Raw genomic sequence first — 12,773 nt, forward strand, 5'->3', positions numbered from 1 at the left:
GGCCGGTCGGCGTGCACAACGTCGGCAGGGCGCACGCGTGGGACGGCGTCGGCCCCCGGGGCCGGTGGTTCCCGCCGGGATCGGCGTCGTCGAGCACGCCGATCCCGCGGGCCGGCGGCCACGTGCTTCGCGGAAGGCTAGACCACGCCGGTGGTGTCCAGCAGCAGGCCCACCGCCCACGTCGCGCCGAGGGCCAGCGCGCCGCCCACCACCGTTCGGGTCATGGCGCGCAGCGCCGGCGCGCCACTCATGCGGGCGGCGACGGCGCCGGTGACCGCGAGCGCGATCAGCACCGTGACGAAGGTCGCCGGCACGCGCCAGTCGGCCGGCGGCAGCAGGATCGCCGCCATGGGCAGGATCGCTCCCAGCACGAACGCGATGCCCGAGGTGAAGGCCGCCGCCCACGGGCTCACGACCCCCTCGCGGCTGATCGCGTATTCGGCCTCGAGGTGCGAGCCGAGGGCATCCTGCTCGGTCAGCTCCTGAGCGACCTGCCGCGCCGTCGCCTCCGACAGCCCTCTGTCGCGGTACACCCCAGTGAGCTGCTCGAACTCATCATCGGGGGTGTCGCGCAGCTCGTTCTTCTCCTTCTTGATCAGCGCGCGCTCGGTGTCGCGCTGGCTGCTGACCGACACGTACTCGCCGACGGCCATCGAGATGGCGCCGCCGATGAGGGCGGCGGCGCCCGCCGTGATGACGTGCGACGACTGCGCGTTGGCGCCGGCGACGCCGACCACGACGGCTGCGACCGACACGATGCCGTCGTTCGCTCCGAGCACCCCCGCACGCAGGCGGTTCAGCCGTGAGGCGAGGGCGCCGCCGCCTGTCCTCGAGGTGCCGCCGTTCGTGCCCGATGCGCTCATGGGGCACACGATGTCACGACCGGCGGCGGCGAGGAAGACCCACGCGCGCGGTCAGGTCAGGGCGGTCTCGCGCGACCCTGCCGCCAGGCGCTCCGCGGCCAGCCCTTCCGCCGCGGCCAGCGGGGTGACGCCGGCTTCGGCGGCCTCGTCGAAGATGCGCCGCAGCGTGTCGCCGATGCCCGCGACCCGCTCGAAGATCTGCGGGCGGGTGCCCAGCTGCTTCGCCGCGGAGTCGAGGTAGATGACACCGCCGGCGTTGACGACGAAGTCGGGGGCGTAGAGGATGCCACGGGCCGCCAGCCGATCCGCCCCGGCGTGGGACGCCAGGGGGTTGTTGGCGGGGCCGCAGACGGCGGTGGCATCGAGGGCGTCGATGACGTCGTCGGTGAGCAGGCCGCCGATGCCGGCCGGAACGAAGACGTCGGCGGGCGTCAGGTGCTCGGTGCCGGGCTCGACCCACGCGGCGCCCAGATCGGCGGCGAGGTGCCGCTTGACGGGGTTGACGTCCGTGACCGTGAGGGCGGCGCCTTCGGCGGACAGGCGCACCGCGAGTCGGCTCCCGACCTGGCCGAGGCCGGAGATCGTGATGCGGCGGCCGGCGACGTCCGGGGAGCCGGTGAGGCGTTCGAGGGTGGCGCGCAGCGACTCGTAGACACCGAGGCTCGTGGGGCCGGCGGGCTCCCCGGATCCGCCGACGGCGTCGGGGAGGCCCACCACGTGAGCGGTGCGCTCGGACACCACCAGCATGTCGTCGGTGGTCGAGCCGACGTCCTCCGCGGTGCGGTACAGACCGTCAAGGGACTGCACGGCGTCGCCGAGGTCGAGGAAGGCGGCCCGGCGGCGTGCAGTGTCGAGCACGGTGCCGGGCTCGAGCCCGATCACGGCTTTGCCGCCGCCGGCATCGAGACCTGCTGCGGCGTTTTTCAGGGTCATCGCGGCCGAGAGGCGCAGGGCATCGCCGAGCGCGTCGCTCCAGTGCGGATACGTCCACAGGCGGGCGCCGCCGAGGGCGGAACCGAGAACCGAGGAGTGCAGGGCGACGACGAGGAACAGGCCACTCCGTCGCCCCGTGATCACCTCCACCCGCTCGTGGGTGACATCAGGCAAGGGCAGGGCGGTGGTCATCGCGATCCTCTTTCGGCGGGCCTTGTGGGCTGCACTCCCGAAGCCGCGGCGTTGCGGCATCATTCCCCATTGTGCATGACCGGTGCCGCCGGATCGAGGCCCGGCTCAGCCGCCCCAGGCCACCAGGCGCGTCGGCGTGAACACGATGCGCGTCGAGAACGTGTGGCCGAACTGCTCCAGCGGCATGCCGTAGGCGGCGAGCGCGCTGTGGTACTTCGCGTCGTACGGCTCGCGGAACTCTTCGAGCCAGGGGGCCGCGCCGTCCGGCTCGAGGCGCGCGTCGCCGTGCAGCACCACGATGTCGTCACCAAACGCCCCGCCCGAGTCGAGGTGCACGACGGCCTGCGACCCCCGCTCCAGATGCTTCACCTTGAGGGTGTCCGGCTCGCTGAGGATCGTGATGGCGCCGTCGTGCCAGAAGAACCACACCGGTGTCGGGTGCGGGCGTCCTTCGGCGGTGGTGGTCACCAGCCAGGCGATGAGATCGGTGCTCAGGCGCGTACGGGCCATGGCGTGGGCGGGTTTGTCGACGTCGAACAGGTCGGCCATGGCCTGACTCTAGGCTGAGGAGGGTGACAGCGCATCTCCCTCCTCGCAGCATGCTCGTGCACGCGGCGCTACGTGCCGCCGGCCTCCCCGGCGACATCGTCGTGCTGCCGGATGCCGCCGCCACCGCGGCGCAGGCCGCCGCCGCCCTCGGGGTCGAGGTCGGCGCCATCGCCAACAGCCTCGTCTTCTGGTCGGACGGCGAGCCGCTGCTGGTGATGACCAGCGGCGCGCACCGTGTCGACACCGCCGCGCTCGCCGCCCGGCTGGGGCGCCGGCGTATCGAGCGGGCCACCGCACAGCAGGTGAAGGATGCCACGGGTCAGGCGATCGGGGGAGTGGCTCCCACCGGCCACCCCGCGCCCCTCCCGACGATCGTGGACGAAATGCTCGCGGAGTTCCCCGAGATCTGGGCGGCCGCGGGCACGCCGCACACCGTGTTCCCGCTGACTTTCGACGAGCTGGTCGCCCTCACCGGCGGCCGCGTCGCAGCGGTGGACTGAGCCTCAGGCGCGCACGAGGATCTTCGCGCCGGCTCCCGAGCGCAGCCGGTGGAAGGCGTCGACCACGCCGTCGATGTCCACTTCTTCGACCCATCCCGTCGTGTCGTACGCCCCGGCGGCCATCGCCGCGATGACGGCGTCGAAGTCCTCGGGAAGGTAGGCGAGGCTGCCGGCGATGCCGGTCTCGGCCATGACGAGCTGCGTGGGGTTGAACTCCATGGCCCGCTCGTGCAGGGCGACCACGATGACCCGGCCACCGGGGGTCAGGCTGGCGAGCCCCGAGGTGATGGCGGGACCCGCCCCGGCAGCGTCGAATGCGACGTCCACGCCGTCGCCGTCGGTGAGTTCGGCGACGGCCGCGGCGAGGTCACCGTCCACCGGGTCGACTGTGCGCGCACCGAGCGCCTCGATGATCGCCCGGCGCTGTGCGCTCGGCTCCGAGACGAGCACGCGGTCCACGCCCTGGGCACGGAGGGCGAACCACACGCCGATGCCGATGGGTCCCGCTCCCGCGACCAATGCCGAGCCGCCCGCGGGCACCTCGCCGAGCGAGACGGCGTGCCACGCCACCGACATCGGCTCCACGAGGGCGCCCAGTCGCAGGTCGACGTTCTCGGGGAGAACATGCAGCATCGACGCCGGCACAGTGGTGAACTCGGCCATGCCGCCGCCGTCGGAGGTCAGCCCGTGGAACCCGATCTTCTGGCACACGTTGTACATGCCCTTGCGGCACGCAGGGCATTCACCGCAGTAGTAGATGGGCCAGACCGCCGCGCGGTCCCCGACCGAGATGCCCTCGACGCCCTCACCCACTTCGACGACCGTGCCGGCGAACTCGTGCCCCAGCACCTGCGGGGGCATCGCCCCGGTGATCGGGTGCGGATGCTCCATGTCGATGCCGGCGGCCTCCGGCGTGTAGTAGACGTGCAGGTCCGACCCGCAGATGCCCGAGTAACCGTTGCGCAGCTTCACCTGACCCGGACCGGGGCTGGGCTCGTCGATCTCCTCCACGCGGAGGTCCTCTTTGCCGTGGAAACGTGCAGCGCGCATCGGTGCGTCCTTCCGTCGTCGATTCGGTGAGCCTATCCGTGACGCCGTCGGCCGTCGACGGGGCATCGCCGCGCACGACCGTCGGGCGCCCTCGCCCGGCCCCGTCAGCGCCGCGTCGCGATCTGCAGGCACACGATCGCCGCGGCCGCCGACCAGGCCTGCGGTCGACACGCTGCGGGATACGGTGCCGGCGCCGGGGCGGTCGTCGCGGCATCCCCGGCGTGAAGCTCCGGCATGCGGAACTCGAACGCCTCCGCCGCCGCGAGCAGCCCTTCGACGACGACGCGGGCGTCGCTCTGACGTCCCGCACGCGCCATGCCGCGGGCGATGATCGCGGAGTCGTGGGCCCAGACGCTCCCGCCGTGGTAGCTGAGCGGCCAGTATCCCGCCGCGGCCGTCGACATGGTGCGCACACCGAACCCGGACGACATCGTGGGCCCGACCAGCAACGCGGAGACCTCGGCCTCTTCTGCGGGGGAGAGGATGCCGGTGCCCAGCAGATGACCGATGTTGCTGGTCAGCGTGTCGACGCCTCGGCCGTCGCGGTCCAGCGCGATCGCGGGGTACCGGCCCTCGGGCGTCTGCACCCAGAACCGATCGCGAAAACGGTCCCGCAGAGACTCCGCCCACGCGCGCAGGCGCTCGCCGCCGGGCTCGCCCAGACTGTCCAGCAGCGCGGCCGCCCCGGCCGCGGCCTCGTAGGCGTAGCCCTGCACCTCGCACAGGGCGATGGGTCCTGCCGCCAGGGTGCCGTCGCGCCACTGGATCGAGTCGCCGGAGTCCTTCCACCCCTGGTTCGACAGCCCATGATCGGTCTCATCGAGGTATTCCACGAAACCGTCGGCGGCGGCGTGGTCGATCCACTCGAGCGCTGCCCGCAGGTTCGGAAGCAGCTGGCGCACGTCGTCCTCGGGCATGCCGGCGCTCGCGGCATCCACGAGCAGGCACACCCACAGCGGTGTGGCGTCGACGGTGCCGTAGTAAAGCGGCGGCAGCACGATGCCTTCGCCCGGCATGGCGAATTCCACCGCGCGCAGCTCGTGCGCGATCTTGCCCGGCTGTTCGGCGCTCTCGGGATCGTCTTTCGTGCCCTGCAATCGGGCGAGCACACGCAGAGTGGATGCCGCCATCGTGGCGTCCACCGGCAGCAGCATGCGCGCGGTCCACAGGGAGTCACGCCCGAAGAGCGTGAAGAACCACGGGGCGCCGGCGGCGAAGAATTCGTCATGAGGCGCAATGGGCAGCGCCAGGCGCAGGGCGTCGAGGTCGGACAGCGCGTAGTGCACCCACATGCGCAGTCGGGGGTCGATCTGCTCCGGGAGTTCCACTGACCACGGTACGGGGCGCCCGGCGGGCAGAACGACCAGTGCCGGATCGACCAGCTGCGCCCGCCACGTCACCTCGGTCCAAGAGCGCGGCTCGCAGCGCACCTGCCAGACGAGCGTCACCTCGTTGCCCGGCTCGTCCACGGTTGCGGTGGCCGTCGGTGCCACCAGATCGATGCGGGTCTGCCCGCGGCGCACCTGCACGGTCGATCCCGCGCCGGTGGCGGACCAGTCCGTGCGGGGCGCCGCCCCGGATTTGACCTCCTGCAGCGGCGAGAAGTCGGGGGTGAGGCGAACACGCAGCAGCACGACGAGCGGCCGGTCGAGGTGGGAATGCAGTCGCAGCGTCTCGGTCACGACACCGCTGCGCACCTCGCGGAGGCGTTCCAGACGCACCTTCGGGTCGGGCGTGGCGTCGTCGACGCCCCGCAGCAGGCTCCCGAAGATCACGGTGGCGGCGTCGCGGGACATCACGGAGATCGGCTCGGGTGGCTGCCACTTTCCGTCGGGCGCGCGGTATTCGAGGCGCACGTGCCTCAGGAAGCGGGTGTCGCCGTGGTAGATCCCCTCGATGGCGGTGCCCCCGGCGTCACCGTCGCGCCCCGACCAGACCTGGGTCGGGGCACGCAGCGCCACGACGCGGTCCGAGAGGAACGGCTGCCAGCCCGCACTCATTCCTTGACCGCGCCCTCGGTGGTGTTCATGATCCGCTTCTGGAAGATGAAGAACATCACCGCGACGGGGATCGTCATGATCGCCGCGGCGGCGAGCTTCAAGGGGTACTGGTTGCCCTGGCTGAGCTGCCCCGACGCGAGCGAGGCGACGCCCTTGGTGAGGGTGGTCAGCTCCGGGGACTGCGTCGACACGATGAAGTGGCTCAGCTCGTTCCACGACCCCTGGAACGAGAGGATCACGATCGTCACGACGGCGGGGCGGGCCATCGGCAGCACAATCGACCAGAAGATGCGGAAGGTCCCAGCCCCGTCGATGCGCGCCTGCTCCTCCACCGACGGCGGGATGGACTCGAAGAAGTTCTTCATGATGAAGACCCCCGCGGCATCCACCAGCAGGGGGATCACCATTCCGGCGTAGGAGTCGTAGATGCCGAGCTGGTTCAGGACCAGGAACTTGGGGATTAGCAGCACCACCGAGGGGACGGCCATGACGCCGACCACCATGGCGAACACGAAACCGCGTCCGCGGAAGCGCAGTCGTGCCAGGGCGTAGCCGGCGAGCGAGACGAAGAACACGCGGCCGAGGGTCACGAGCACCGTCACGATCGCCGAGTTGGCGAACCACAGGGGGAAGTCGCTGCGGGTGAAGAGGCGCTCGTAGGCGGCGAAGCTGACGGTCGCGGGGATCAGCGAGACGGCGTCGGTCGTGGCTTCATTGTCGGTCTTGAACGAGGTCGCCACCTGCACGAGGAACGGGAAGATGTAGATGATCGCCAGCAGGATGAGCAGCACATACAGCAGCACCTGCATCGTGAGGCGCCCCGGTGGCAGTCGGCGGGGGCGCCGCGCCGGACGGTCGGGCGGCTGATCGAAGAGGGCCTCCTGGGTGAGGGCCGTGGTGGTGGTCATGGCGCTTCCTTCCCGCGAGCGGCAGCAGCGGCGGCGACGGCCTGCTCATACGGCCGGCGGCGCCGCATCGAGACCGCCCGTTCGCGCAGCGCCCAGCGCTGGAACACGGTGAACACGATGATGATGAGGAACAGGATGAAGGAGATCGCCGCGCCGATCCCCCACTGCTGGTCGGTGAAGGCCGACGTGTACGACAGGTAGGCGGGGGTGATCGTGGTCTTGCCGGGCGCGCCCTGGGTGCCCGTGTAGATCTGGTCGAACACCTGCCAGCATCCGATCAGCCCCAAGGTCAGTACGGTGAACAGCGTGGGTCGCAGCTGGGGGAGCGTGATGGACCAGAAGCGCTGCCAGGCGTTGGCGCCATCCATCATCGCCGCTTCGCTCAGCTCTGCGCCGATGTTCTGCAGCGCCGCGAGGAAGAGCAGCATGAACGTGCCGCTGGTGGTGAACACCGCCATCAGGATGAAGGCGGTCATCGCCACCGACGGCCCGGCGAGCCAGTCCCACCATGTGACGCCCAGGAACTGTCCCGCCGTCAGCGCAGCGGGACCCGCTTCGCCGCCGGCGCCCAGGGCGATGTGGACGATGCCGCGCGGGTCGTTGAACCAGTTCGGCCCGGCGAGGCCGATCCACGACAGCACCTCGTTGATGACGCCGGTCGTGGAGAAGAGGAACAGCCACAGCACGGTGATGGCCACGGAGCTCGTGACCGAAGGGAAGTAGAACGCGGTGCGGAAGAACCCCCGGCCGCGCAGCACCGCGCGGTTGACCAGCACCGCGAGGAACAGCGACAGCGCCGTCTGCAGCGGCACGACCAGCAGCACGTACCAGGCGTTGTTGCGCAGTGCGATGCCGAAGTTGCGCTCGGCGAGACCGCCTCCGGTGGTGATGGCGGCGTAGTTCTCCAGACCGATGAACGACACGGTGGACGAAAGAGGGCTGCCGCGGCCGCTCCAATCCGAGAAGCTGACCCACAGGGCCATGAGCACGGGGATGAAGAGGAACAGCCCGAGGATCACGATGATCGGCAGGGTGAACAGCCACCCTGCGGCGCCCTCACCGCGACGGATGCCGCCGGACGAGCGGCTGCGGTGGGGCGCCGGAGCGGCGGTGGCCACGTCAGCCGCCGACCACGGCCTCGAGGTTGGACTGCACCGTCTGCAGGATCTGCTGCGGGTCGCCCGTCGCGAGCGATTCGAGCTGGGCGTTGAAGTCGGTGAGCACTTCACCGACGCCCACGTTGGTCGGCATGCCGATCGCGTACGCGGAGCCCGCGAGGAAGGGTGCGAGCTCGGGGTTCGCCTGCTCCCAGTCGGCTGCGGCCGACTCGATCGAGGGCATGGGACCGAAGGCGTCGGAGAACGCCAGCTGCTGCTGGGTGTCCGTCAGGTACTCGACGAGGTCGAGCACCCCCTCCTGGTTCGGGCTGTCGGCTGCCATGCCCCAGCAGTTGGTGAACTGCAGCGTGCCCTGACCTGCCGGGCCTTCGGGCAGCTCCGCGACGGTGTACTCGACGTCGGGGTAGTCCGCGCTCAGGCCGCCGGTGATCCAGTTGCCCTCGATCACCATCGCCGCCAGCTCCTTGCCGAACGCCTCGCCGCCCCAGCCCGCGCCGATGTCGGCGGCGAAGGCGAACGTGCCGTCGGCGAGGTGCTCCTTCACGTAGGTGAGGGCTTCGACGTTCTCGGGGGAGTCGGCGACCGCCTCGGTGCCGTCCTCGTTGACCAGCCGGCCGCCGGCTTCTGCCATGAAGGCGCCCACCCGCTGGTACTCCGCGCCGAAGGCGAGGCCCACGCGGCCGTCGGTGGTCAGGGTCTGTGCGACCGTCGCGAGTTCGTCCCACGTCGTCGGAACGTCCTCCTCGGTGAGCCCCGCCTGCGCCCACAGCGTCGTGTTGATGACGAGCGCCAGCGTCGAGAAGTCCTTCGGCGCGCAGACGAATTCGCCGTCCACGGTGAAGTTGGCCACGAGGGACGGGTAGAAGTCGTCCTTGTTGTCGAGCAGATCGCCGTAGGCGCGCACCGAGCCGTTCTCGACGAATCCGGCGAGCTGGTCGGTGGAGAGGTAGAACAGGTCGGGCGGAGAGCCGGCGGCGAACCCCTGAGCGAGCTCCTGACTGAGGTTGGTCGCCGCGACGACCTCCGCGTCGACGCCCTCGTCGGCGGCCCAGGCCGCGACGGCATCCTCGACGGCCGCCGTCTCGGCCTCGCCGCTGGAGCCGATCATGACGCGGATCGGGTCGTCCGAGTCGGTCAGCCCGTCGTCGGAGTCGCTTGCGCCGCCGGAGTCGCCGGCGAATCCCTGACCGCACCCGGCCAGGACGAGCGCGGCGGTGGCGGCGAGAGCTCCGGCGCCCAGCAGGCGAACCGCAGTGTGTCGCTTCATGGGAGTCTCCTTCGATGACTCGGCGGAGCGGACCGGACGCCCGAATTTGATCGTTCAAAGTGCCGCCGGTGGTGACAAGCTAAGACCGACGGGGAAGCGTGTCAACGGGATTCGCGGGCGACGGTCAGCGGGAGGCGACGATGCGGCAGCCGACGGTCGAGGACGTCGCGCGCCTCGCGGGGGTGTCCCGCCAGACGGTGTCGAATGTGCTGAACAGTCCCGCGGTGGTGCGCGCGGGTACCCGTGAGCGCGTTGAGAACGCCATCGTGCAGCTCGGCTACGCCCCGTCGATGGCGGCGCGCCGATTGCGCACGCGGCGCAGCGACACCATCGCCGTGCACCTCGACCCCTACAGCGGGGGCATCTCGGGGGTCGTGCTCGATCGGTTCGTGCACGCCCTCACCGACCGCGCCACCCCGCGCGGGCTCGGCATCCTGGTCTACGCCGCCACCGACGCCCAGGAGGAGCTCGAAAGGCTGCGGGCGCTGCGCGACGGCGGCGAGATCGACCGCGTCGTGCTGACCGGCACGGTCGAAGGCGACCCTCGCACCGACTGGCTGCGCGAGGTGGGACTGCCGTTCGTGTCTTTCGGGCGGCCATGGGGTGCCGAGCGGACCGTTGCCGACCACGCCTGGGTCGACGTCGACGGCGCAGCCGGCACGCGCGCCGCCACAGCGTTCGCGCGCGGTCTCGGGCGCCGGGTGGCCTTTCTCGGATGGCCGCGCGGCAGCGGCACGGGGGATGACCGCGAGCGCGGATGGCGCGAGGCGATGGGGGAGGATGCCGCCGAAGACCTCCGCCGCACGAGTCTGGACACGGTCCAGGCCGCTCGCGCCGAGACCGAGCTGCTGTTCGCCACGACGACGGTGGATGCCGTCGTGTGCGCGAGTGACACCCTCGCCGTCGGGGCGCACCTCGCGGCCTCGCACGCCGGCAGGTCCGAGGTGACCGTCGTGGGTTTCGACAACACCCCCGTCGCGGCCGCGCTGGGGCTGTCCAGCGTGGAGCAGCGCCCCGAGCAGGTGGCCGAAGCGGTGCTCGATCTGCTCGTCAGCGGTGCGGAGCCCGGTGGCAGCCTCATCGAACCCGAGCTCGTGGTGCGCGCCGGCGTCATCTGACCCCACCGGCAGCCGCCAGGATCAGCTCGGCGAGTCGAACGTCCACTCGTCGGGGTCCAGTGCCGCCGCGACCTCCCAATCGCCAGGTGAAGGTGGCCACCCCGCAGGTGGGCATGTGGCCGATCGCGTCGTCCGACAGCCGGGCGGCGAGCACGCTCATGCCCGGGTCGTGGGCGACGACCAGCACCGACGGGGCGCCCTGGTGCACGGCTGCCTCGAGCAGCTCTTCGGCCGGCGCTCCGTAGAGCCCCGGACGCAGCACGGGCTCGAGCCCGAAGCGCTCGCCGAAGACCGCGGCGGTGGTGCGGGCCCGGAGCGCCGTGGACGTCACGATCGCGTCGGGCACGAAGCCGCTGTCGGCCAGGCGCGCGGCCATGATCGGCGCGTCGCGCAGGCCGCGCTCTGTCAGCGGTCGGTCGTGGTCGGCGATTCCGGGTGAGCCCCACTCGCTCTTGGCGTGACGCGCCAGCGCGAGGCGGATCACGTCGCCCCCACCACGTACACCCACGCGCCGCGTCCGCTTTCGAGCGTCACGGACCGGCGGTGAAACGGCGGGCTCAGCAGCTCGTCGGCGGCATCCAGTTCCGCCTCGCTGAGGCGCAGCACCGTGCCGATGATCTTGTCGCGCGGGTCGCCGGTGCGGCGCAGCTCCCGTTGCGGGACGGGGCCGATGCGGTCGGTGATGCGGGGGTCCGGCCGCTCCGTGAGCGAGGTCGTGAACCCGGGCAGCACGTCGGGCTCGGTGTGCACGACCCGCCCGAACGTGTCGAGCTGAAGCCCGCCGCCCTCCAGCGAGCCGTAGCTGAACAGCAGCTCGACCGTGTCGCCCATGCGCCCAGGCTAGTCAGCCCACCAGGGCATGCGCGATGGTGAAGATGGTGAGTCCCGCCAGAGCGCCGACGACGGTGCCGTTGAGGCGGATGTACTGCAGGTCGCGGCCGACCATCAGCTCGATCTTCTCCGTGGTCTCGGCCGGGTCCCACCGTTCGACGGTCTCGGTGATGATCGAGGCGATGTCGTGCCGGTACCGGTCGACCAGGAAGACCGCGGCATCCGTCGCCCAGCCGTCGACCCGCTGCTGCAGCGCGGTGTCCGTCGACAGGCGCGTGCCGGAGTCGATGAGTGCCTGGGTCATGCGCGCGCGCAGGCCGCTGGCGGGATCGGAGAGCGAGCGGAGCAGGCCGGACTTGGTGGTGTCCCAAGCCTCGGCGGCGAGCTCCCGCACCCGGGGGGAGTCGAAGACGCCCGACTTGGCGTCTTCGAAGCGACCGATGGTGGCCGGGTCGTTCTGCAGGCTGTCGGCGAGCCGCGTGAGGTACTGGTCGATCGCTCGGCGCGCGGCGTGGTCGGGGTCGCCCCGCACATCGCGGACGAACGACAGCGCCTCTTTGTAGAGCGTGTCGTCGATGAGGCGCAGCACCATCGAGGGCACCCACGAGGGCAGGCGGCTCGAGACCAGGCCGTCGAAGGACTCGCGGTTGCCCTCGAGCCAGACTCCGACGGAGTCCGCCGCCATGTCGACCGCGCCGTGATGTGCGCCCGAGTCGACCAGGCGCGCCAGCCATCCGCCCACGGAGGGGCCCCAGTCCGGCTCGACGAGGTGCTCGCGCGCGACGTCGGCGATGAGGTCCTGCACGTCGCTGTCGCTGAGGGCGCGCAGCACGCCGGCGGCCATCGCCGAGCCTTCGTCCGTGACGCGCGCAGCATGCTCGGGGCTCGCCAGCCACTCGCCGAGGCGGCGCGACACGCTGATCGACTCCAGCTTGGTGCGCACGACCTCGGTGGAGAGGAAGTTGGTCTCGACGAACTCCCCGAGGGTGCGCCCGATCTCGTCCTTGCGGCTGGGGATGATCGCGGTGTGCGGGATGGGGATGCCGAGCGGATGCCGGAACAGAGCCGTGACCGCGAACCAGTCCGCCAGCGCGCCCACCATGCCGCCTTCTGCGGCGGCCCGCACGTAGGCGAGCCACGGCACGTCATTCTGCAGCGGGAACGACACGGCGAAGACGACCGCCATGAACACCAGCGCTCCGAGAGCAACGGCCTTCATCCGTCCGAGGGCGCGCCGGCGCACCTGGTCGGCCGGGCTCAGCGCGGCGAGGGGGGTGCGGGACATTCCGTCATCCTCGCACGCGGGTCACCCGACCGGGCCCAGCCAGGCGGTGGCCGCCGTCGCGTGCGCGGACTCCGGATCGGAGGGGTGGAAGAGGCCCGCGAGCACGTCCCGGTACAGCCGGCCGAGTTCTGCGCCGGCGAAGTACGACGAGCCGCCGGC

At 71.2% G+C, this 12,773-nt stretch carries 13 protein-coding genes and 1 pseudogene; 2 read left to right on the forward strand and 12 right to left on the reverse strand.

What is annotated here, in order from left to right; translation table 11 throughout:
* Positions 1–137: 137 nt before the first annotated feature.
* The 3 genes from NQ160_RS09785 to NQ160_RS09795 form a co-directional block, all read right to left on the reverse strand.
* Positions 138–863 (reverse strand): VIT1/CCC1 transporter family protein, encoded by a 726-nt coding sequence (locus NQ160_RS09785; RefSeq protein ID WP_257515050.1) that lies wholly within the window; start codon positions 861–863, stop codon positions 138–140.
* Between the two features lie 51 nt (positions 864–914).
* Positions 915–1,988, reverse strand: a complete 1,074-nt coding sequence (locus NQ160_RS09790) for a Glu/Leu/Phe/Val dehydrogenase family protein (RefSeq protein WP_257515051.1) — start codon at positions 1,986–1,988, stop codon at positions 915–917.
* Between the two features lie 105 nt (positions 1,989–2,093).
* On the reverse strand, positions 2,094–2,537 hold the full coding sequence (locus NQ160_RS09795; protein ID WP_257515052.1) for a pyridoxamine 5'-phosphate oxidase family protein: 444 nt from the start codon (positions 2,535–2,537) through the stop codon (positions 2,094–2,096).
* A gap of 50 nt (positions 2,538–2,587) precedes the next feature.
* Here NQ160_RS09795 and NQ160_RS09800 point away from each other — a divergent pair, with 50 nt between their 5' ends.
* Positions 2,588–3,037 (forward strand): YbaK/EbsC family protein, encoded by a 450-nt coding sequence (locus NQ160_RS09800; protein ID WP_306852994.1) that lies wholly within the window; start codon positions 2,588–2,590, stop codon positions 3,035–3,037.
* A gap of 3 nt (positions 3,038–3,040) precedes the next feature.
* Here NQ160_RS09800 and NQ160_RS09805 read toward each other — a convergent pair whose 3' ends face one another.
* From NQ160_RS09805 to NQ160_RS09825, 5 genes are all read right to left on the reverse strand, one after another.
* Positions 3,041–4,087, reverse strand: coding sequence for a 2,3-butanediol dehydrogenase (locus NQ160_RS09805; protein ID WP_257515055.1), 1,047 nt, complete (start codon positions 4,085–4,087; stop codon positions 3,041–3,043).
* A gap of 104 nt (positions 4,088–4,191) precedes the next feature.
* On the reverse strand, positions 4,192–6,087 hold the full coding sequence (locus tag NQ160_RS09810) for a glycogen debranching N-terminal domain-containing protein (protein WP_257515057.1): 1,896 nt from the start codon (positions 6,085–6,087) through the stop codon (positions 4,192–4,194).
* Positions 6,084–6,995, reverse strand: a complete 912-nt coding sequence (locus NQ160_RS09815) for a carbohydrate ABC transporter permease (RefSeq protein WP_257515059.1) — start codon at positions 6,993–6,995, stop codon at positions 6,084–6,086. The genes NQ160_RS09810 and NQ160_RS09815 overlap by 4 nt, the downstream gene beginning before the upstream one ends.
* Positions 6,992–8,113: a carbohydrate ABC transporter permease gene (locus NQ160_RS09820; RefSeq protein ID WP_257515060.1), complete on the reverse strand. Its 1,122-nt coding sequence runs from the start codon at positions 8,111–8,113 to the stop codon at positions 6,992–6,994. Before NQ160_RS09820 ends, NQ160_RS09815 begins: the two co-directional genes overlap by 4 nt.
* A gap of 1 nt (position 8,114) precedes the next feature.
* Positions 8,115–9,380, reverse strand: coding sequence for a sugar ABC transporter substrate-binding protein (locus tag NQ160_RS09825; RefSeq protein ID WP_257515061.1), 1,266 nt, complete (start codon positions 9,378–9,380; stop codon positions 8,115–8,117).
* A 140-nt stretch (positions 9,381–9,520) separates the two neighbouring features.
* Between NQ160_RS09825 and NQ160_RS09830 the strand changes: the two genes are divergently transcribed.
* On the forward strand, positions 9,521–10,498 hold the full coding sequence (locus NQ160_RS09830) for a LacI family DNA-binding transcriptional regulator (protein ID WP_257515062.1): 978 nt from the start codon (positions 9,521–9,523) through the stop codon (positions 10,496–10,498).
* Here NQ160_RS09830 and NQ160_RS09835 read toward each other — a convergent pair.
* The 4 genes and pseudogenes from NQ160_RS09835 to NQ160_RS09850 all read right to left on the reverse strand — a co-directional run.
* Positions 10,491–10,982 carry a SixA phosphatase family protein gene (locus NQ160_RS09835; RefSeq protein ID WP_257515063.1) on the reverse strand — a complete coding sequence of 164 codons (492 nt, stop codon included), beginning with the start codon at positions 10,980–10,982 and terminating at the stop codon, positions 10,491–10,493. The genes NQ160_RS09830 and NQ160_RS09835 overlap by 8 nt on opposite strands.
* Positions 10,979–11,329: a gamma-glutamylcyclotransferase gene (locus tag NQ160_RS09840; protein ID WP_257515065.1), complete on the reverse strand. Its 351-nt coding sequence runs from the start codon at positions 11,327–11,329 to the stop codon at positions 10,979–10,981. The genes NQ160_RS09835 and NQ160_RS09840 overlap by 4 nt, the downstream gene beginning before the upstream one ends.
* A 13-nt stretch (positions 11,330–11,342) precedes the next feature.
* Positions 11,343–12,614, reverse strand: a complete 1,272-nt coding sequence (locus NQ160_RS09845) for a DUF445 domain-containing protein (protein ID WP_257515066.1) — start codon at positions 12,612–12,614, stop codon at positions 11,343–11,345.
* Between the two features lie 21 nt (positions 12,615–12,635).
* Positions 12,636–12,773: pseudogene (locus tag NQ160_RS09850) on the reverse strand (acyl-CoA dehydrogenase family protein); the annotation flags it as partial.

It is taken from the genome of Microbacterium sp. zg.Y909, from assembly GCF_024626565.1.

What these genes read in the sequence shown, in the direction of transcription:
- NQ160_RS09810 (WP_257515057.1), bottom strand. Translation starts at nt 6,087, where the DNA reads ATGAGTGCGGGCTGGCAGCCGTTCCTCTCGGACCGCGTCGTGGCGCTG.
- NQ160_RS09815 (WP_257515059.1), bottom strand. Translation starts at nt 6,995, where the DNA reads ATGACCACCACCACGGCCCTCACCCAGGAGGCCCTCTTCGATCAGCCG.
- NQ160_RS09825 (WP_257515061.1), bottom strand. Translation starts at nt 9,380, where the DNA reads ATGAAGCGACACACTGCGGTTCGCCTGCTGGGCGCCGGAGCTCTCGCC.
- NQ160_RS09790 (WP_257515051.1), bottom strand. Translation starts at nt 1,988, where the DNA reads ATGACCACCGCCCTGCCCTTGCCTGATGTCACCCACGAGCGGGTGGAG.
- NQ160_RS09830 (WP_257515062.1), top strand. Translation starts at nt 9,521, where the DNA reads ATGCGGCAGCCGACGGTCGAGGACGTCGCGCGCCTCGCGGGGGTGTCC.
- NQ160_RS09845 (WP_257515066.1), bottom strand. Translation starts at nt 12,614, where the DNA reads ATGTCCCGCACCCCCCTCGCCGCGCTGAGCCCGGCCGACCAGGTGCGC.
- NQ160_RS09800 (WP_306852994.1), top strand. Translation starts at nt 2,588, where the DNA reads ATGCTCGTGCACGCGGCGCTACGTGCCGCCGGCCTCCCCGGCGACATC.
- NQ160_RS09805 (WP_257515055.1), bottom strand. Translation starts at nt 4,087, where the DNA reads ATGCGCGCTGCACGTTTCCACGGCAAAGAGGACCTCCGCGTGGAGGAG.
- NQ160_RS09785 (WP_257515050.1), bottom strand. Translation starts at nt 863, where the DNA reads ATGAGCGCATCGGGCACGAACGGCGGCACCTCGAGGACAGGCGGCGGC.
- NQ160_RS09795 (WP_257515052.1), bottom strand. Translation starts at nt 2,537, where the DNA reads ATGGCCGACCTGTTCGACGTCGACAAACCCGCCCACGCCATGGCCCGT.
- NQ160_RS09840 (WP_257515065.1), bottom strand. Translation starts at nt 11,329, where the DNA reads ATGGGCGACACGGTCGAGCTGCTGTTCAGCTACGGCTCGCTGGAGGGC.